This is a genomic window from Vibrio quintilis, assembly GCF_024529975.1.
GTDB classification, from domain to species: Bacteria; Pseudomonadota; Gammaproteobacteria; order Enterobacterales; family Vibrionaceae; genus Vibrio; species Vibrio quintilis.
Window position 1 is genome coordinate 1678671 of sequence record NZ_AP024897.1, and the last position, 20534, is coordinate 1699204.

A 20534-nucleotide genomic window follows, 5' to 3' on the forward strand; every position below is an offset into this window, starting at 1 on the left:
CGCAAAAAACACAAGAATTTAAAAAGTCGTAAAACCCAAAGCCCAATTGTTATAGGTAATAAGATAGAGCATATAACATTAAATAATCTCAAAATTAAAAGGATAAAAAATTATGGTAAAAATCATTGAGAACAACACAGGAATGGAACGCAAGTGCGAATTAATTTCAGTGACTACAACTGCTCCTAATAAAACTGTAACAATACAGTTAGACGAGACAGACTCTGAGGGATCCCCACAAAATTATTCTCTAATCACCTGAGACTCAGTGACTTTTTCTCGTAATATGAGGATGGCTAAATGCCAGTCATCGAGAGAGAGATCTGCGTTGCCATGACGATAAAAATGAAGACCTAATGTCACATGACTAAGCACTCTCCGATCTTTGACTGTGTTGGCTTGATAGTGTCTATGAAGCCCTTGTTCTTCCATCATAATACCAAATAATATCAGTATGTTATGCGCTAGTGTTCCAATCAAAACGATCACACTCAGACGCGAGTGACTCTTTGTTCGGTGCTGTTCCATCCCCATACCAAACTGACTGGATTTATGGTCTCTGAACGCTTCTTCTATCTGCATTCTCTGATGGTAAATTTGAACAATCTGAGCGGGTGACTTTTTTGATAAATTTAATGAGGCTGCAAGGAGCCACGGCTCCCTGGCCCGACGGGCATTCTTCTTACTGTAGTTTGACTGCTTTCTTTTTCCACCAGCGGTTTTGGCGATCCGGCCTTTGGGTCGTTCTTTATATAAAACCAGCTGAAGCGGATAAGGGGATGTTCCTCCCATGAACCAGTTTTTCAGCCCACGAGCGGATGAGGTTGCACAAGGATACAGGGTTTTACAAAGCTGCATCGTCTTGCCATCCGGACTCAGGCAAATCCGTCCACGAATACGACCGACAAAGTCCCATCCTAAAGCCTGAACGCTCTTGAACCACGGACGTTTGAAGCCGGCATCAGTTACAATGATGGGGCAAGTATTTTTGGGCAAAAGGAGCTTGAGCGTTTTCAGAAAAAGGTCATGAGTCGCTGGTTTCTCTTTCGTCTCCAGTGGATGAACTTCTTCATAGAGTGTGAGTGCCCGTCCCTGAAAAGAGATGGACGCCCGGATAAGGAAAAGGGTTTTACTCAGGTTTAAGTCAGACCAGTCAACATGGATGGTTGGTCGTGAATTTTTGGAAACAATGAGTGTGCAAATTCGCTGATAAATCAAGGGGATTTGAGCCCAAAGGTGTGGATTGGAACAGAGTCGGTCAGCCCGTTTAATATTATGTTTTTGATGGGCTTTTGACTGAATCCCCCGCCCCATAGAAGTCACGGTCAAGGCGTTCCCAGACATGGCACTTTGTACGCAGGCAGTGAGTGATTGAGTACGGGTTTGATGCCCCCCTTGAGAGACAGAAGTAACAAATTGAGATATGATTTGGTCGACATTCATGGCTGTGGTCTGGTTTGTTGTGGTGACAATTAAGATCACAAAAAGCCATGAATGTTCCTGCCAACCTGATTTATTTGAACATTTTTTTAAAATTTGTGGGGATACCTCAGAGACAGACTACGAAGTTGTTATAAAATGGAATGGAACAGGGGCTGTAATACAAGGAACTAATCAATACAATATTACAAACCTTGCTAGCCACCAATTAGTGGGTACTAATAATCAGTTAAAATATAATTGGGTATAGGAATGAAACCCATAACAAAATCTAAATCCCATTAAAACGGGCTTTAGCCCAATTGCTAAAGTCCAACTTAGAAAGCGGTCTTAAATCGATTTATGATTCAGTTCGAAGACCGATTATTGTTTATATTAAAATGAATCAGGCAGGGACACAAAATAGGTCACAGGCCCGGGCCAATTTATAAATCCTGATAAGGTCGACTTCGGCCCTCGAAGTGGATGCTTAGCTGTTTGATGAACCTCCCAACCGCGCCAGTGCATCGACCTCATTACGAATGGTATTCGCCACCCGTTGGATCTGATGTTGGTTGGATTCAGGCAGATGGTTGAGTGATTGTTTCATCGGGCGTCGGGCTCTTTCATGTTCAGCAGGTATCAGAGAAGGATAACGGAAGCGGGAAGAAAAGGGGAGTGTGAAATTGAATAATCCCGGAAGGAGAACGATGATCGATCACGCATTGATGTGTTGTTTATGCAACTGATACTCCACTGATGCTGAAAGTGTGGGTTGCGACAGCGATATTAAAGGGGAGGTCGGTACTTATTGAAATGTGCCAGACCTCAAACCTTGTTCACCAATTCACACAGCGATTCAGAGAAGTTATGGCGGGTGATTCCTTTGAAGTGGGATTCGATTGTTTTGCCTGTTTTTTGATGAATATCCACCAGGTTTATTTTGGTTTTCTGTGGCCTAATTACATTCAGTTCAGGTGCGATTGGGTCATGGTTCATTGATTAGTTAATTGTAAGCAATCAAATGCGTTCTGTGATTTTGAGTAAAGCCAAAATAAAAAGGTTTGAGATATGTTTGAGCAAGTGGATAAGCTGAAAGAGCGTCAAAGCAGGGGAGACTGTTCATGATTCACCGTTCCTTCTCTATCAATGCCCTCAGCGCCTGAATTTCTGATTTTAATTCGTGGATTTCCTGCCTGAGTGCCACATCGGATTCCTGCTGCTCTTTTGCGCCGTGATGAACCAGCCATGAAGCGACCAGCCCGGTGAAGGTGCCAAACAGGCCGACACCGGCAGTCATCAAAATGGCTGCGACGACCCGTCCTTCAAATGTTACCGGGTAATAATCGCCGTAGCCGACGGTTGTCATGGTCACAAATGCCCACCAGATGGCATCGCCGGCCGTTTGAATATTCGAGCCTTCAATGCCCTGTTCCGCCTGTAAGATCGCGATTGCACCAAAAATGCTTAAGATAATGGATATCAGTGAGACAACCGCAAGTGCACCCTGCTGTTTTTTACGAAAGACAAACGACAGAATCACTCTGACTGAACGGGCTGCCCGGAGTATCTTCAGAATCCGCACGACCCGGACAATCCGGCCATAGCGGAAAGCACCGGTCATCGGAATGCTGGAGATCAAATCTATCCATCCCCATTTCATGAACTTTAATTTATGCTCAGCACGCCGCAGGCGGATAAAGAAATCTGCCAGAAAAAACAGACAGATGACATCATCGGCTTGATCGAGGATGATATTGACATCATCGGGAAGCTGGCAGGTTGCCTGCACAAATAATGCGAGCAACACATAAACAGATAAGATGAAAATAAAGAACTGGAATGGCCCCAGTTCATTACTGATATCATTGCTACGAGCCATTTATCAGCCTCAACAGACCCTGAAGATAAGAACAAAATTTTAGCAGAAATCCGGTTGTTATGACATGGGTTGATTATGTGTCTGGTTTGTATTTTGAAAAACGACCGGGAACGATGGAGAAAGTATGAAAGCAATCAATATTCCGTTGCTGGTGGAACAATATCCGTTATTGGAACCACTTATCGCCCTCAAACCCGTCTGCTGGTTTAACCCGGATGTGACGTCACTGAAAACCGGGTTGCCTTATGTGGGGTTAACCGCAGAGGACATTCGTGACGCCAGTGAGCGGCTCAAACGTTTTGCGCCGTATTTGATGAAAGCCTTTCCGGACACGGCCGCTGCTGGTGGCATGATTGAATCGGATGTGGTGGATATTCCGGACATGCAGCAGCAACTGGCGCAATTGCACGGGATGCCGCTGACTGGCCGCCTGATGCTGAAAAAAGACAGCCATCTGCCGGTCTCCGGTTCGATTAAGGCGCGGGGCGGCATTTATGAAGTGCTGACGCATGCGGAAAAACTGGCGATTGACGCCGGGTTGCTCAAGACAACTGATGATTACAGCAAGCTGCTGAATGAGGACTTCAAAGCATTCTTCAGCCGCTTCAGCATTGCGGTCGGTTCGACCGGTAATCTCGGCATGTCGATTGGTATCATGAGCGCCCGGCTGGGGTTTTCAGTTTCGGTACATATGTCTGCCGATGCCCGGACGTGGAAGAAAAACCGCCTGCGTGAACATGGCGTTCAGGTGATTGAGTATGAAAAAGACTATGGTATGGCGGTTGCGCAGGGGCGCGAAGCGGCTGAAGCCGATCCGGACTGTTTCTTTATTGATGATGAAAATTCCCGGACACTTTTCCTGGGCTATGCGGTTGCCGGTGAGCGGCTTAAACAACAGTTTGATGCAAAGGGGATTGTGGTCGATGCACAAAATCCGCTGTTTGTTTATCTGCCTTGTGGCGTGGGTGGTGGTCCCGGCGGGGTGGCGTTTGGGCTGAAAATGGCCTTTGGCGATCATGTGCACTGCCTTTTTGCTGAGCCGACGCATTCGCCCTGCATGCTATTAGGCGTGCATACCGGCTTACATGACCAGATTTCGGTGCAGGATATCGGGATTGATAACCTGACTGCGGCAGACGGGCTGGCTGTCGGGCGGCCGTCCGGTTTTGTAGGCAGAGCGATGGAACGGCTGATCGACGGTTATTTCACCCTTTCAGACCCGCAGATGTATCAGTATCTGCGCCTGTTAAATCAGACAGAACAGATTCAGCTGGAACCATCGGCACTGGCCGGGATGCCCGGTCCGTCACTGGTTTGTGCCGATACGGCTTACCAGCAACGGATGCAGTTGAGTGCTTCGGCGATGCAGCATGGGGTGCATCTGGTCTGGGCAACCGGCGGTGGGATGGTGCCGGAAGCCGAAATGCAGTCTTATCTCAATGATGATCTCTGTTCATGATGAAAAAGTGCTCTGTCACTTTGCATGGTGATTCTTCAGGTTAGCAGCCCTTAGTGATTAGTGACCATGTTGTGTGACGGAAGCCAGCAATGCATCGGACAGAGCCTGCACACACGTGTCGTAGCGACAGGACGGATCTTTGATCAGATACAGGGAAGAGAGCCGCTCTGACGGCGCATTCTGCTGAATCGGCCTCAGTTCACCGGAGGCCAGCAGCTGCCGGATACTGTCTTCCGGCAGCCAGCCGCAGCTGAGCCCGCTCATCACCGCTTCCACAGCAGAGTCGATGGTGGTGACAAACCAGGATTCCTGATACTTCTTCTCATGCAGCTGCTTTTGCTGATTATCTTTATCGACGATCTGAACCATAGGATACCGGTTGAGTTGCAGTAGTCTGAGCTGCTCTTCCTGCGCGAAAATCGGGTGATTTTTATGGGCAACCAACATAATCCGGATATCCATTACAAACTGTTTGGGTGTGGTTGCTTCCTGCTCATTCGTCAGCCCGATCATATACAGATCACCGAACGCCTGTTCGGCCTGTGCAATCCCTTCATCCCGGACCACTTCCCGCAGGTGCACCTGAGTAAACGGATACACCTGATGAAACTGTTTCAGCGCACTGAAAAGCTTGTGGCGCGGAAACAGACTGTCGATCACCAGTGTGATAAATGAACGCGGTCCGGATTTCAGCGCCGAGGCTTTGTGTTCCATCCGCTGCCAGCTTTCCAGCAGGACACTGACTTCATCCAGCAGCAGCGCGCCGTGGGTGGTCAGCACCAGTTTACGACCTTTCAGCTGCAGCAGTTTGATCCCCAGCCGTTCCTGCAGTTGTGACAGCTGGTAACTGATGGCCGGTTGACTTTTATGATGCCGCTCTGCGGCGCTGGCAATACTTCCGAGTTCGATGACGGACTTCAGAATCTGCCACTGTTCAAGCGTTGTCATTAACATATAAAATTTTTTTATCTTTTTATTCTAAATAACCGATTTTACTTTAAAAATATAGAGGATATTCTGTTTCATATACAGACCTGATGCGAAGGTCACAAATGAGGAGTTTATTGTGTTTAATAAAAATGATTTATCTGGTTTAGTTGGCAAACACTTAGTTTATACGTATGACAATGGCTGGAACTACGAAATTTATGTCAAAAACGGTGAAACGATGGATTACCGTATTCACAGTGGCATCGTTGGTGGCCGTTGGGTGAAAGATCAGCATGTCATCATGGTTCAGGTTGCAGCGGATGTGTATAAAATTTCCTGGACAGAGCCAACAGGAACTGATGTCAGCCTGATTGCGAACCTGGCAGACCGTGTGTTCCACGGCACAATCTTCTTCCCTCGCTGGGTGATCAACGATCCGAAGAAAACCGTTTGTTTCCAGAACGACCACATTCCTCAAATGGAAGCCTATCGTGCAGAAGGTCCGGCTTACCCGACTGAAGTGATTGATGAATTTGCAACGATTACGTTTGTTCGTGATTGTGGTGAAAATAACGAAGAAGTGATTAATTGCCACCCTGGAGAGTTACCCGCGAACTTCCCTGAAAATCTGAAATAACAACGCCTCTCATTTTCCTTACGGTGTTACGATTATTTCCTTTACTGCCCGGTTCATCTGACTGCTCCATTGCAGGATGAACCGGGTATTTTTTTACTGAAAATCCCCGGTATCCCAAAGGCCGGCAGATTCAGGACAGAGTCTGATGATTTTCGTGTGCAGCCTTCATCTGACGTTTATGGTAATGAAGATCGTTGAATGTGAGCAGCACACACAAGGCTGTGACAATCAGAATCAGTCCGCACATCGGCAGTGTGGTACCGTTATGCAGCAGACCAACCAGCGCACTGACCGCACCAGCAACCGCAAACTGAATAAATCCCACCAGTGAAGAAGCAATCCCTGCCTGTTTACCGCTGTTTTCCATCGCGATTGCGGTGGTATTCGCCGCTAAAACCGGCACCATGGACACGCAGATAAACAGCGGCATCATCAGCACAATCAGATGATCGGTATGCCGGAGGGCAAACAGCACCAGCCCGGCGGCAAGTCCCAGCGGTGCGGCATATTGAATGATGGTCCGGACGGAATAGAGCTTCAGCAGCCGGTTATTGATCTGACTGGAAATCACCATACCGAATGCGTTGATTGCGAACAACCAGCCATAGTGCTGCTGGGAGACATCAAACAGTTCCATCAGCACAAAGGGTGAGCCACTGATGAACACAAACATGGTGGCGATTGAAAAACTACCGGCCAGTGTCGGGCAGATAAATGAGCGTTGGCATAACAGGGTTTTGAAAGCCGTTGCGATTCCGGTCTGATTTCTGGCCCGGTTCTCCGGTGCCAGTGTTTCCGGCACCTGCTTTAAGGACAAATACAGGCTCAGTAAACCAAATCCGGCCATAAACAGGAATATGGATTGCCAGCCACACCAGCTGAACAGATAGCCCCCGATGACCGGCGCCAGAATCGGGCCGAGACTTTGTACGATCATCATGACAGATAACACCTGCGCGGCTTCCTGTTCGTCAAACAGATCTTTGATCACCGCCCGGCTGATAATCATCCCGGCACAACCACCAACGGCCTGAAAGAAGCGCAGGCCGTTGAACAGATGAATATCCGGTGCGATCAGCGCAAACACTGAACAGAGTGTAAACAGAAAAATCCCCAGCATCAGGGGTTTTTTGCGGCCATATTTATCAATCAGCGGCCCGTAAATCAGCTGGCCGATGGCCATGCCGATAAAAAAAGTGGACAGACTGAGCTGTACTTCTGAAATCTGAGTATGAAAATCGTCCGCAATTGCCTGAAAACCCGAAAGATACATATCGGTGGCAAAAGGACCGAATGCGGTTAAGGCGCCCAGCGTAATAGTCAGGCCGGTGTGTTTTTTGCGGCCGGCCTGTGATGCCAAAGCAGGATTCTGACGCATGATAATTCCTCTATATGAATGAACAGATACCCGTGCGGTATACGGGTATGCAGTTGAAAACGGTTATCAGCTTTTGGTGTTGTACCGGAAAGCTATCACAGCCTTGTTTACCGGGTTGAAATATAACCCTGATATTGTTGCAGGTGATCCGACTCCGGATGATCGAGTAAAAACTCGCCGACAAAATCTTTATAAGGCTCGAGATACGGGAATTTGTCGTATACCGCCCAGTCGGGTTTGGCGACGCTCTGACTGACAGCCGTCATGGCTTTCTGCCACTGTTTACTGTTATCAAACCAGATTTCCGCTACCCGCTGGAAAGGGCTGGTATGGGGTTGAGAAAGAATATGACTGGACAGGATCCGGTTGACTTCCGGGCGTTTTGCCAGCGCGGGAATAAATGCCTGTCTGAACCATTTATCTCCCTGTTCCACCGTGACGCCTTTGGGGTATTTAAACACGATCAGCCAGCGGTAGTTCGGCCCATCTTCGATGGTTCTGTCGCTGCCTTTATAATCTTCTTCCCAGAACAGTGGGGCAAAGGCAAAGACGGTTGGGTGATAACCTTCACGACTGCCCACCCAGTGGGTCGGACGCAGGTCGCCATCGGTTGGCTGGCGGGTAATCCGCATATATTCCGGATCAAAGGTTTCTTTGAAGGCCAGCCCGTTGGGTGCAGCGCTGTTGCTGGTATTAAACGGGTTAATCAGCCAGTAGTGCTCCGTCATAATCCAGTTATAGGTGCCGTAATCTTTTCCTTCGGGCGGCACCGGCAATGCACGGTAAGTTGCATACTTTGTCACGTAAGGCGCGAACTGGGAAATACTGTCCGGCACGTGATATTTATACAGCCAGCGATAAGCGGCGGGCAGGTCACTGTCATCCCGGACGCTGACCAGAATAAAGCTGCGCATTGGCTGAAAAGCTTCATACCGGTGGGGTGTGGCTGTTGTCGCCGGCTGGTCAGAGGCGTTTTGCGTGGCAGCGAAGCTGTGAATACCGGTGAGCAGGGTGCACGCCAGCAGAATATGGCTGAAGGCGGAGACCCGGCGGGTTATTTGGATCATATAAAACTCTTGATGATAACGACTCATGGTGCCGATCATAAATAGCTTTTTGATTGATAACCAATATATAATCAATGGTTGATTGATAGCTAAATTATATTGAACTGCAATGGATTTAAGACACTTCAGATATTTTGTTGCGGTGGCAGAAACGCTGCACTTTGGCCGGGCGGCACAACAGTTACATATTGCCCAGCCTGCGCTGAGTATTCAGATTAAAGATCTGGAAGAGGCACTGGGCGGAAAATTGTTTCACCGGACCAGCCGCAAAGTTGAACTGACCGCCGGGGGAAAACTGTTTTATCAGGAAGCGAAGGCGGCCCTGAAGGCTTATGAACAGGCAATCAAAGTTGGCCAAAGTGCTTTGAAAGGCGAGCTGGGCGTTCTGAGAGTCGGCTATTCCGCCAGTGTCGCTTATGCCGGGATTCTGGGCCGGATCATGCACAGTTTCAGACAAATCAGGCCGGAAATTAAGTTTGAACTGCAGGAGCAGGATCCGTACCGCCTGATGGAAGGGGTGCAGAATCAGGCCTTTGATTTCGGTATCTTTCCCGCCTTCTCGTTTGACATGAGCGCTCAGATATCGGTGTTACGGCTGGAATCATGGGCACCGCGTATCGTGTTGTCCGCCAGTCATCCGCTGGCAGACTGTCAGCGGATGACTTGTGGCATGCTGCGGCAGGAAGGTTTTGTTGTATACGCCGGCTCTGAGTTTGACCAGGGCACATCCGGCATCCGGCAGATTTTATCTTATGAGCCGGAGGTGGTGTATAAAGCGGCGGATATGATGATGGTGCTGTCACTGGTCAGCGCCGGGGTCGGAATTTCTGTGGTACCGTCAGCGATTGAATTCAGCCTGAAGCAGCCGGGGCTGGTTTTCCGGCCACTGGCTGATTTCTGCGATCACATTGATATTTCTCTGGCTTACCGCAATGACAGGAATGAGCCACTGATGGACCAGTTTATTGCCTGTGTCAGAGATGAGGTGGCATCACATCAGTACCGTGATGGCAAAAGCTAAACAGAGAAACACCGGGCAAGCCCGGTGTTTTTGTATCAGCGACTCAACCAAAAAGGAATCAGAAAGGTTTGCCGTTGTTGATGTTGAAGTCGAATTGAAATTTGGGATCTGCTGAGGAAGTCAGACTATCAGTGCTATATGTATAACCTGTCACAAGAATCTGGCTGTTTGTATCCATATGCATGATATTAGCCATGACAGGCAGTAACGAACAAGTATTTTTTCCACGCGAGTTAGAGCCGGTGTAATTGTGAATATACTGGGCCTGGACCGTGATGGTTGAATTGGCATAAATTGATGTGACGGTATCTTCTGTCATACTTGAGTAAGAGGTGCTATTTCCGTTGACAATTCCCACGGATGTTTTCTGACTGGTGCCAGAGTCACCCACAAAGTTGATCTTAAAAGTGGTTCTGTAATTACTTAAATTTGTCACTCTGAAACTCAGATTAACCACCTGATTATCAGAATCACATTTCGCCTGAATCGGAAAATCAACTGAATTGGTATGCGCAAAAGCCAGAGAAGGCAATAATAATAACGGTGCAATAAATTTTTTCATCGGAATACTCCTGATATAAGATGAAAACTGAAATAAAAAGAATGCTGATTGATTAACTGACTCAGAATGGTTTGCCTTCATTAAATTTAAGGTCAAACTTCAGGTTTGAGCTCATGCTATATCCTGAAACCACAATCTGACTGTTTGAGTCCATGTGAGAAACTTTGATCATTTCAGGCAAGTCATCACAGCTATTGTTTTCATTTTTATTATCCGATGATTCGAAGTTGAACTTCATATACATATATTTGGCGGAATTGGCTGGCACCGTGATTTCAGTCTCTGGTGTGAAAGAGGCGTATTCATGGCCGCCATTGTTCAGTCTGAACTTATAATTGATACTGCTGGCTTCACTGCCTGTCTGGGTGATCATACCAAACTTGAACGTTGTGGCGCGTGAGCTTAAATTTAATACTTTGATATTCATCCCGACATTAGAACTGGTACTGTAACATTTGGCATCACTTGGAATCGTGACGGTATTGGTATATCCGAAAGCCAGAGATGGCAGTAATAATAAAGGTGCAATCAGTTTTTTCATTGCATAACTCCTGACGTTGAACAAAGATTGAAAAATCAGGAAAAATTTATCATTGTGAACAATGGTGCGGAATGAAGGCGTTCTATTTTTGCCGGTGCGCTTGCAGATATATATTTAACTTAATGAAAATATAGCCTTTTATATTGTATTGATATGTTTGTCATGGCATTATTAAAGCTTTAATTTATAGTTTTGTTAATTATATTCAATTAAAATACCCTGACCAAAAAAACACCGTGCAATCCCGGTGTTTTTGTATCAGCGACTCAACCAAAAAGGAATCAGAAAGGTTTGCCGTTGTTGATGTTAAGATTAAATAGAGTTTCTCTTCGTCCAGAAAAACCCTGAGCAATGATTTGGCTGTTCGCATCAAGATGTGAAATTTTTCCCATAACCGGGCTGGCGCTGCATGGATTGTGGAGATTAATGTTGTCCCCGCTAAAACCTGCATAATTGTATGCATAAGAAGTGTAAAATCGAACCGTTGTATGAGCAGGTATTGATAAATTACTTCCCGGTGTTAAATCGGTGTAGCCATCACCACTATACAGTGTATTTATCGAATTCAGAGAATTTCCTGATTGATCCCAAAGGTCAACTCTCACATGAGTTGCATTATCACTTAAATTTGTTATCTCCAGCTTGAAATCTGTTACAGATTTGTCAGCGGTTGAACATGCTGCCTGAATAGGAAATTCGACAGAGCTGGTATGCGCAAAAGCCAGAGAAGGCAGCAATAATAAAGGTGCAATTAGTTTTTTCATGGGTAATTCCTGACGTTAAATAAAATTTAAAAGCCGAAGAAATTTATCACTCAAAGTTCATTTTCAGAATCTGAATATTTTTGTTTTGCCAAATGTGCTGCAATTATGATTTTTATATTGAAAGAATGTATTATTGAGTCTCGTAGTGATAAATATATTATGATAATCTGAAACGTTAATTGATAACTTATTTATATCTTCTGCTGATCTTTTGTGCAGAAACGCACCTTTCGTTGACCTGATAGCCTGACTGATATTTCATCACCGGATGACTACAGAGTGTGATTTGCCTGTAATCGTCTGTTTTCTGTCCCCGACAATCGTTGATTTTTCTCACATTCCTGCCTGAGATACGCTGATTTACCCTGATAAAGGGAATAAGTTATTCAGGTTCCGGGGATATTCCTGCTGGCTGAAAATGACATGCCTGAATATCACTTTTTCACTTTGATGAATCAGAGATGAAATTAATCTTTCTGTTTGATGTCTTCACCGGGGGGAATAGACCGGAGTGGGTTAAATATAATAAATATTAATTTCAACGTTCAAGGTATTGATATGAAGATAAAACATAAGCTCTCTGCCGGATTTATTTTCTGCGCCGGTCTCTGGGCATATTCTGCGCCGGTAGTACAGGCTGCAGAAGTCCCCCGAACCGCATTTGTTCATTTATTTGAATGGCACTGGTCTGACATTGCCACCGAGTGTGAAGCATTTCTCGGGCCGAAAGGTTTTGCGGCGGTACAGATTTCGCCGCCTCAGAAAAGTATCGATAATGCCGCATGGTGGTCGCGCTATCAGCCGGTCAGCTATGCGTTTGACAGCCGCAGCGGTAACCGGGCGCAGTTCAAAGAGATGGTCAAACGCTGTAAAGCAGCGGGTGTGTCGATTTATCTCGATGCGGTGATTAACCATATGGCAGCGTGGAACCGGAGCTTCCCGGATGTGCCTTATACCTCAGATGATTTCCATACCTGCCGGGATAATATTGACTACAGCAACCGCTGGCAGGTGCAGAACTGCGATCTGGTCGGGTTGAATGATCTGAAAACTGAGTCGGATTATGTGCGGCAGAAAATTGCAGATTATATGAATGATGCCATCAGCATGGGCGTTGCCGGTTTCCGGATTGATGCGGCAAAACATATTCCGGCGGCGGATATTGCCGCTATCAAAGGGAAACTCCATTCGCTGGGTAATGGCGACAGCCCGTATATTTTTCAGGAAGTCATTGGTGCCGGTGGCGAGCCGGTCCAACCTTCAGAATATACCGGCAATGGGGGTGTGACGGAGTTTAATTTTGCCCGTACCCTCGGGTCAAAATTCAAAAATAGCCGGATAAATGAGCTGAAATCACTCAATCAGTGGCGTGGCTGGCTGGCCAGCAGTGATGCCGTGGTGTTTGTCACCAATCATGATGATGAACGCTCTAATGCCAGCCATGAACTGACTTACAAAGATCAGGGCAACCTGTATATGCTCGGAAACGTGTTTATGCTGGCTTATCCTTACGGCTATCCGAAGATTATGTCCGGCTACAAATTTGACAGCAGCGACGATGCACCACCATCTTCCGGGGTTCACAGCGGCAATGCCTGTGGTTTCGACGGCGGTGACTGGGTGTGTACACACAAGTGGCGTGGTGTGGCGAATATGGTAGCATTCCGTAACTATACCGCCAGCCAGTGGAAAGTGACCAACTGGTGGGATAACGGCAGCAATCAGATTGCATTTGGCCGTGGTGGTCTGGGTTTTGTGGTGATTAACCGCGCAGATTCCGGCACGTTAAGCCGCACATTCAGTACCGGCATGCCGGAAGGCGATTACTGCAATGTGATTGCCGGAGATTATGATGTAGCCTCGCAGACCTGTAGTGGCGAAACTATTCATGTTGACGGGCAGGGTAAGGCGCAATTCAGCGTTGCTTTTCAGGATGCAGCTGCGATTCATGTCGGGGCAAGGGTGGATGGCGTGGTGACACCACCGGTCACCGTGCCTGAGCCGGCGGAGGCCGTCAGCGCAACGGCCATGTGTTATTACGATAAAAGTGCCGCTTTCTCCGCGCCTTATCTGTATTACTGGAATCCGGTACCGGCAACTGCACTGAGTGCCGTCACCTGGCCGGGTGTGGCGATGAAGAAAAACGGTGATTTCTACTGTTATGATCCGGCGGCTGAAGTGACTTCGGTGAACGTGATCTTTTCTGATAAAGGCGCGTCGCAGACGGATGATTTATCCACCGCTTCAGGCAGCTGCTATCTGAATGGCAGCTGGGAGAGCCTGAGCGATTGCGGTTTTACCGTGAACGGCGGAGAAAGTGGTGGTGAAACCACCGGGGAGACGAAAGTCTGTTATGACAACACACCGGGTTTTGCCGCACCTTATCTCTACTTCTGGAATGTCGATGCTGTCTCTTCTGTCAGCAGCGTTGCATGGCCGGGCGTCGCGATGAGCCTTGAGAATGACCACTATTGCTATGACTTCGGCACACAATTACATTCACTGAATGTCATCTTTAGTGATCAGGGCAGTCAGCAAACGGCAGACTTATCAGCCACCAGTCCGAATCTCTGTTATGCCGGTGGCAGCTGGCAGGCACTGAGTGATTGTCTTCAGTAGCAACAGTCTTCAGTCACTGTCTTGTTTCAATCGCTGAATCTGACAAAGCACCGGCAAGGTGTGTGAAGGCGGCAATCAGGCCGGGCGATGCCTGGCCTGAATTGTGATCCGGGTAGAATTTTATTCTTCCGCTATACTTAATGTTGATCCTGGTCAATTTTTAACCGTATTGATAAATTAAGACCAGCAATCAGTTCCAGCAGAGGAGACGGAAGTATGATTAATCATGTTTGGGGTTTATTACATCACCCGGACCGGGAGTGGCGTGAAATCAGCGTTGAGCACGAAACGATCGGTCATTTGTACCTGCACCATGTGCTCTGGATGGCGGCTATTCCGGTGGTATGTTCCTATATTGGAACGACTCAGTTTGGCTGGACGTTTGGCGGAGAGACGACCTATATTGTTTCCTGGGGTGATGGTTTAATTCTTGGGATGGCTTTTTATCTGCTGATTCTGATGGCGGTCGGCGGTGTTGGCGGGTTGATCTACCGGCTGGCGCGGAATATTCCCAATCGTCCGCAATATGGTGAATGTGTTATTTTTGCCGGTTATACCGCAACACCACTGTTTTTAAGTGGCGTGTTTGCCTTGTACCCGGTGTTCTGGCTCTGCCTGCTGGCGATGATTGGCGGCATTATTTATACCGGATTTTTGCTTTATCGCGGTACGCCCAACTTTCTGGGAATCAGCAATAAGCGGGGCTTTATTTTGTCCGGAATGACACTGGGCGCGGGTGTGCTGATTCTGGAATTCATGCTGGCAGTGGTCGTGTTGCTGTGGAGCATGGGCTCAGAACATAGTGTGGTCTGGCAGTTTTTCTGAAGTTAACAGGCCGGGCTATACCCAAATAACCTGGGTTATGCATCTTCAGGTTGCCCGGGTACATAGTGATATTAACGAAATGCGGAGCAAGGCTCCGTATTTTTTTTCTTTTGATCATGTTTTTAGCATTCGGTTGCTCCTTTTTAGAAAACTCTTTCTATGCTTAACAACACAGATCTGAGGTCACAGGTGGTGTTGAATGAACGAAAAAATAAGTCAGTTACAGCCGTTGCAATGGTGGCTGGTTTTTGTGGTGTTATTGCTTCCTTTCTTTTATCACTTTTTATCTGTTGGCCTGTGGGGATGGACTTTGTGGCTGGCTTTATTTTGTGGTGTGCTGTATGTGGTTTTTCAGATGTTCCATCAGATTGTCACTCAGATCAGAAAAGCCGCGGTCGGCCTGTCTGAAGGTGATTTGAGAGTCCGGATCGACATCACGGAAGGTAAAGGCCATCCGCTGTTTTATGCATTTAACCGGATTGGCTCCGATGTTTCCCGCACTGTCGGGGCTTTGGGTTCAACCTCCGATGCGTTACTTCAGGTTGCTGAGGCGGTGAAAAATAATTCTGAAACGGCGGAAGCCGGTGCGTCAAAGCAGCGTTCAGAAATGGCTGATTCGCTGGATATGATTCATCAGTTGTCTGAGTCAACGCATCAGGTGGCGCAGTTAACTGAAGCGACCGCTGAGTCTGCTGCGGATGCAAAACGACAGGCACAGGATGGCGGGCAATATATGCAGAAGCTTGAGTCTGCACTGAAAAATGCCAGCCAGCAAATGGAAGGTTCCAAAGTACATATTCAGGAACTCGAAAATGAAAGCAGCAGCATTGGCCAGGTATTGGGAACGATCAGTGACATTGCCGATCAGACCAATCTGCTGGCATTAAATGCGGCAATTGAAGCCGCCAGAGCCGGGGAGCAGGGGCGTGGTTTTGCGGTAGTGGCGGATGAGGTGCGGACGCTGGCAACCCGGACCCGGGAGGCAACGGATGACATTCAGCAAAAAATAGAAACACTGCTGGGGAGTATTCAGCAGGTGGTGGAAGCGATCGGCAAAAATGCGGATTGTATGGATCAGTCGGTGGAAGTCATTGGGCACGTCAGTCAGGCGTTCTTTCAGCTTTCAGAGAAAATTGTGGCGATCACCGGCCAGAGTGAACAGATTTCCGGCCTGTTACATGAACAGGTGGGGTCGAATGAACGCCTGGTACAGGGGCTGACGGATATCGCTTCTGTGTCTGAAGAAAATGTTCAGGTGACCAATGAAACCCTGATGGCGAGTGTCGCGGTGAAAAATATATCCGGTGAGATTAAATCTTTGCTGCATCGCTTCGCGATTGATGCCAGGCAGCTGGCTGAAGAAGATCAGCGCAGACAGAAATTAATTCAGTGGGGACCGGGGCTGGATCTGAATCTCGAAGAAATTAACCGCCAGCATCAGACTTTAGTTCATCTGGTCAATGAGCTGAATCATCTGCTCAGTCATAACTACGGGCTGGCATCGGTGAAGCGTGTGGTTCAGGGATTGATCGATTACACCGCTAACCACTTTGAATATGAAGAAGTCCTGTTTTCTCAGTTTGGTTATGAGAATGAAGCCGCGCATGTGAAAAAGCATCAGAGTCTGGTTACAAATGTACTTGAGTTTCAGAAGCGGGTGGAAAGGGGAGAGAATATTGGTCCTGAGCTGATGAAATTTCTGCAGGAATGGCTCACGGTGCATATTCAGCAGGAAGACCGGGCTTATGTTGAATGTTTTCACCGCCACGGTATGAAGTAAATGGCGCAACAGGCCCCTGGCAACCGGCTTCTTCAGGTGGTCCGGGGGAGAAAATAAGAAACCTTCAGATGTTCAGGTCTGAAGGTTAAAGGGATCTGAAATAATGATGGGAGGCAATCAGATTAGCAACAGGATGCTGCCAATTGTTGCCGCTGCGGAAAGATATTGCCCCGCAGAATAGGAACTATCATTCTCTTCTTCCAGCTTATCCGGGTGTTCCATACCCAGTGCGCCGTAGGTGAAAGACTCAACCTTGTCACCGACAGTTTTATCCTTTTCAGCGGCTTTACTTTCATGATCAATCTCTTTCAAGGCTGCCAGCAAAGCTTTTCCTTCATCGGATAATGTGACTTTGTCCTGCGACGGTTTTGCTTGTGCGTCACTTTGTGCCTGTGGCGCTGCCGGAGTCGCGGGTTTTGCTTTCATCGCCTGAGATGAATAGACCGATGCACCTGATTTTATTGGGTCCATAAAACTCTCCTGCCGTGTTCTGCTTATGTTAGCGGAGGCTGAATAAAAAACTTGAGTGATTTTTCTCTGTTTTGCCAGATACCGCGATACTCAACATTATTATTCAGCTGAACAATCCTCAGATAAATTTAAGCAAAAGCTATGCCTTTTCTGTCTGTTTTCCGGTAGATGCTCAGCGTAAAACCGGCTTCACAGTCAAATGATGCCCGGCTGTGCAGATCGGCTTTCACGGATTCACTGGCTTTCCAGGCAAAAGGTGTCATCTGCAGCAGGTCATGTGCCTGTGCGCCGGTCATTTTCATGGTGTAATGCAGGTTCTCACGTGATTCCAGCACGAACCCGTGGCCGGATTCATCCTGATCGGTATGCAGATGAACCTGCTGATAAATCAGTTCTTTCAACTGATACAGATGTCTGGCTGCCGGCGTCACCGTCATAAACAGACCGCCGGGACGAATACAGCGCTGCAGCTCTTCAGGTTTGCAGGGCGCATAAATTCTGAGTATCGCATCAAGGCTTTCATCGGCAAAAGGCAGGCGGTGGCTGGATGCCACACAAAAGTGGCAGTTTTTATAGCGTTTCGCGGCATAGCGTACCGCTGTTTTAGAGATATCCAGACCATAAATCTCAGCCTGAGCATTGGTACTGTTCAGTAACTCAGCAACATGAGCGGTATAAAATCCTTCGCCACAGCCGATATCCAGCAATTCAGGAACATGGCTGTTTTCCCGCAGGTTCAGCAATTCAAGACAACGCTGTGCGACTTTTTCCCGCAGCGGGTTGTAATGTCCCTGCTCCAGAAAGCGTCTTCTGGCCTGCATCATGTCTTTATTATCCCCCGGATCTTTGCTGTGCTTATGCTGAACCGGCATCAGATTGACGTAACCTTCTTTTGCCATGTCAAACTGATGGTTGTTACTGCAGGAGAAACTTTGTTGTTTCTGATGCAGGGGAGCGTGACAAAGCGGACACTGATAGGGCATTGCGGTTTTCCCGTTCGCGGATTGAAAAGGGCGCCAGTTTACCGGGTAACCGGGGAAAGCGCAAAGAGACACGATAGTGCCTCTTTGCTTTGGTCATCTTTATATATTCTGAGCGGCGATTGTGGTAGTCAGTGTATGACTGTCTCCGGGTTGCAGCGTGATACCGGCAGACAGGCAGGGAGAAAAAATTGCAGATTCAATACAAAACATAGTCTGGTAGGCATCATCCGTCATGTCACTCATTGCTTTTGACAGTTCATCCCACGGGTTCCACAAAACGGCTGAATTGTGGCCGGTATTGTCGACAGTCAGTGCCCGGTTGAGTGTTGGATCCTGCATGATGATACGCTCATCCGGACTGGTGTATATGCGATCAATTCCCTGAGTGAGCGTGAGCGTTTCCCCGCCCTGACAAACCTGATTATTTTGTAGTTTATCGATGTATTCTTTGCCCATACCGGTCGTGCTGATTTTTTCAATATCACCAATGTTCAGATAGGAATGCAGCGCGCCGGAGAAATTCCAGACTTTCTCATCGGTGTTGGTGATTTCCAGTGATAAACGCAATTCATCACCAATGGCAATATGCAATAGCAGATGAAACTCATACGGCCAGATATGCCGGGTTGCTTCGCTGGATTTCAGCCCAAGGCTCACGACGACACCGGCTTCACTTTCTCTGTGTTCAACCAGTTGCCATTCCTGAATCCGGGCAAATCCGTGATTGGGGCTGCCGATACCACCAAACCATGGCCAGCAAACAGGAATACCGCCGCGGATGGATTTTTCGCCATCAAACAGTGAAGCGTCACTCATCCAGAGCAGATCAGGTTGTCCGGCCGGTTGATAGGAAAGAACATGACCACCAAATAAAGAAATACCTGCCGTTGCCTTTTTATGGACAACGCGAACAATTTTAATCTTCTCTTTCTCTACAATCGTGACGTTATCTGAAAGATTTGCGACGACAGGTAAGTTATGTAGTTCCATCATGTTTGTCCTCTGTTTATGCTTTTTTTGTGTTTTTTATGCAATGTTAACCGTATAACGCGTGGTACTGATATGGCAAGGTTTTGTGCTGAAGAAATGAAAAAAGGCGACACAAGGTCGCCTTCTGAACTTTCAGTCTGAGAATCTGATCTTACTTAGAGATGTGAGAGATCAGGTCCAGAACTTTGTTTGAATAACCGATTTCGTTGTCGTACCAGGATACAACTTTAACGAATTTGTCAGTCAGAGCGATACCAGCAGCACCATCGAAGATAGAAGTGCGGGTGTCACCGTTGAAGTCAGTTGAAACAACTGCGTCTTCAGTGTAGCCAAGGATACCAGCCAGTTCACCTTCAGAAGCTTTTTTCATTGCCGCTTTGATGTCATCGTAAGATGCGGCTTTTTCCAGGTTAACAGTCAGGTCAACAACAGAAACGTTTGCTGTTGGTACACGGAAAGCCATACCAGTCAGTTTACCGTTCAGTTCAGGAAGAACTTTACCTACTGCTTTAGCAGCACCAGTTGAAGATGGGATGATGTTTTGAGCAGCACCACGACCACCACGCCAGTCTTTCGCAGAAGGACCGTCAACAGTTTTCTGAGTTGCAGTTGTTGCGTGAACTGTTGTCATCAGACCAGATTCGATACCAAAGTTGTCGTTCAGAACTTTAGCGATAGGCGCCAGACAGTTTGTTGTACAAGACGCGTTAGAAACGATATCCTGACCTGCGTAAGAAGCATGGTTAACACCCATAACGAACATTGGCGTTGCATCTTTAGAAGGACCTGTTAATACAACTTTCTTCGCACCAGCTTCGATGTGCTTACGCGCAGTCTCATCAGTCAGGAACAGACCAGTTGCTTCAGCAACAACGTCAACACCAATTTCATTCCATTTCAGGTCGGCAGGGTTACGCTCAGCAGTAACACGGATAGTTTTGCCGTTAACGATCAGAGCACCGTCTTTTACTTCAACTGTTCCGTTGAAACGACCGTGAGTTGAATCGTACTTCAGCATGTAAGCCATGTATTCCACATCGATCAGGTCGTTGATACCTACTACTTCGATGTCATTACGTTCTTGTGCTGCACGAAATACGAAACGACCGATACGGCCGAAACCGTTAATACCTACTTTGATAGTCATTATAGTTGCTCCACAACTTATTAATTTCTTGGTTAAAAATAATTGGCTGTAAAATTACA

Annotated in this window: 18 protein-coding genes; 6 read left to right on the forward strand and 12 right to left on the reverse strand. The window is 47.3% G+C overall.

The window, feature by feature from the left end; genetic code table 11:
* Positions 1–243: 243 nt before the first annotated feature.
* Both OC443_RS07975 and OC443_RS07980 read right to left on the reverse strand, forming a co-directional pair.
* A complete protein-coding gene (locus OC443_RS07975; RefSeq protein ID WP_143169471.1) occupies positions 244–1482 on the reverse strand; it encodes an IS4 family transposase in 1239 nt (412 codons plus the stop codon).
* Between the two features lie 1066 nt (positions 1483–2548).
* Positions 2549–3301 carry an ion transporter gene (locus OC443_RS07980; RefSeq protein ID WP_073586048.1) on the reverse strand — a complete coding sequence of 251 codons (753 nt, stop codon included), beginning with the start codon at positions 3299–3301 and terminating at the stop codon, positions 2549–2551.
* A gap of 124 nt (positions 3302–3425) precedes the next feature.
* Between OC443_RS07980 and dsdA the strand changes: the two genes are divergently transcribed.
* Positions 3426–4760, forward strand: a complete 1335-nt coding sequence (dsdA, locus tag OC443_RS07985) for a D-serine ammonia-lyase (RefSeq protein ID WP_073586049.1) — start codon at positions 3426–3428, stop codon at positions 4758–4760.
* A 57-nt stretch (positions 4761–4817) separates the two neighbouring features.
* Here the strand turns inward: dsdA and OC443_RS07990 are convergent, their stop codons facing one another.
* Positions 4818–5714: a LysR family transcriptional regulator gene (locus OC443_RS07990; RefSeq protein WP_073586050.1), complete on the reverse strand. Its 897-nt coding sequence runs from the start codon at positions 5712–5714 to the stop codon at positions 4818–4820.
* A gap of 109 nt (positions 5715–5823) precedes the next feature.
* Between OC443_RS07990 and OC443_RS07995 the strand changes: the two genes are divergently transcribed.
* A complete protein-coding gene (locus tag OC443_RS07995) occupies positions 5824–6327 on the forward strand; it encodes a phenolic acid decarboxylase (protein WP_200796982.1) in 504 nt (167 codons plus the stop codon).
* Positions 6328–6457: 130 nt separating this feature from the next.
* Here the strand turns inward: OC443_RS07995 and OC443_RS08000 are convergent, their stop codons facing one another.
* The gene (locus tag OC443_RS08000) at positions 6458–7705 is read right to left on the reverse strand and encodes a multidrug effflux MFS transporter (protein WP_073586052.1); all 1248 of its coding nucleotides are present in this window, start codon (positions 7703–7705) and stop codon (positions 6458–6460) included.
* A gap of 107 nt (positions 7706–7812) precedes the next feature.
* A complete protein-coding gene (locus OC443_RS08005) occupies positions 7813–8772 on the reverse strand; it encodes an acetyl-CoA hydrolase (protein ID WP_143169432.1) in 960 nt (319 codons plus the stop codon).
* 109 nt (positions 8773–8881) lie between these two features.
* On the opposite strand from OC443_RS08005, the gene OC443_RS08010 reads away from it, so the two are divergent.
* On the forward strand, positions 8882–9793 hold the full coding sequence (locus OC443_RS08010; RefSeq protein ID WP_262021657.1) for a LysR family transcriptional regulator: 912 nt from the start codon (positions 8882–8884) through the stop codon (positions 9791–9793).
* A gap of 58 nt (positions 9794–9851) precedes the next feature.
* Here OC443_RS08010 and OC443_RS08015 read toward each other — a convergent pair whose 3' ends face one another.
* From OC443_RS08015 to OC443_RS08025, 3 genes are all read right to left on the reverse strand, one after another.
* Positions 9852–10355 carry a hypothetical protein gene (locus OC443_RS08015; RefSeq protein WP_143169421.1) on the reverse strand — a complete coding sequence of 168 codons (504 nt, stop codon included), beginning with the start codon at positions 10353–10355 and terminating at the stop codon, positions 9852–9854.
* Between the two features lie 61 nt (positions 10356–10416).
* Positions 10417–10896 carry a hypothetical protein gene (locus OC443_RS08020; protein ID WP_073585789.1) on the reverse strand — a complete coding sequence of 160 codons (480 nt, stop codon included), beginning with the start codon at positions 10894–10896 and terminating at the stop codon, positions 10417–10419.
* A 281-nt stretch (positions 10897–11177) separates the two neighbouring features.
* Entirely contained in the window at positions 11178–11660 is a 483-nt protein-coding gene (locus OC443_RS08025; RefSeq protein WP_073585788.1) for a hypothetical protein, read from the reverse strand.
* 558 nt (positions 11661–12218) lie between these two features.
* Here OC443_RS08025 and OC443_RS08030 point away from each other — a divergent pair.
* The 3 genes from OC443_RS08030 (at position 12219) to OC443_RS08040 (ending at position 16884) form a co-directional block, all read left to right on the forward strand.
* Positions 12219–14279, forward strand: coding sequence for a starch-binding protein (locus OC443_RS08030; protein WP_073585787.1), 2061 nt, complete (start codon positions 12219–12221; stop codon positions 14277–14279).
* Between the two features lie 216 nt (positions 14280–14495).
* Positions 14496–15104, forward strand: a complete 609-nt coding sequence (locus OC443_RS08035; RefSeq protein WP_073585786.1) for a Yip1 family protein — start codon at positions 14496–14498, stop codon at positions 15102–15104.
* A 199-nt stretch (positions 15105–15303) separates the two neighbouring features.
* Positions 15304–16884: a bacteriohemerythrin gene (locus OC443_RS08040; RefSeq protein WP_073585785.1), complete on the forward strand. Its 1581-nt coding sequence runs from the start codon at positions 15304–15306 to the stop codon at positions 16882–16884.
* Between the two features lie 117 nt (positions 16885–17001).
* Here OC443_RS08040 and OC443_RS08045 read toward each other — a convergent pair whose 3' ends face one another.
* The 4 genes from OC443_RS08045 to gap form a co-directional block, all read right to left on the reverse strand.
* Positions 17002–17355: a hypothetical protein gene (locus tag OC443_RS08045; RefSeq protein WP_073585784.1), complete on the reverse strand. Its 354-nt coding sequence runs from the start codon at positions 17353–17355 to the stop codon at positions 17002–17004.
* Between the two features lie 128 nt (positions 17356–17483).
* The gene (rlmA, locus tag OC443_RS08050) at positions 17484–18338 is read right to left on the reverse strand and encodes a 23S rRNA (guanine(745)-N(1))-methyltransferase (RefSeq protein WP_073585783.1); all 855 of its coding nucleotides are present in this window, start codon (positions 18336–18338) and stop codon (positions 17484–17486) included.
* A 99-nt stretch (positions 18339–18437) separates the two neighbouring features.
* Positions 18438–19328 carry a D-hexose-6-phosphate mutarotase gene (locus OC443_RS08055; protein ID WP_073585793.1) on the reverse strand — a complete coding sequence of 297 codons (891 nt, stop codon included), beginning with the start codon at positions 19326–19328 and terminating at the stop codon, positions 18438–18440.
* Between the two features lie 151 nt (positions 19329–19479).
* The gene (gene gap / locus OC443_RS08060) at positions 19480–20475 is read right to left on the reverse strand and encodes a type I glyceraldehyde-3-phosphate dehydrogenase (RefSeq protein ID WP_073585782.1); all 996 of its coding nucleotides are present in this window, start codon (positions 20473–20475) and stop codon (positions 19480–19482) included.
* Positions 20476–20534 lie beyond the last annotated feature (59 nt).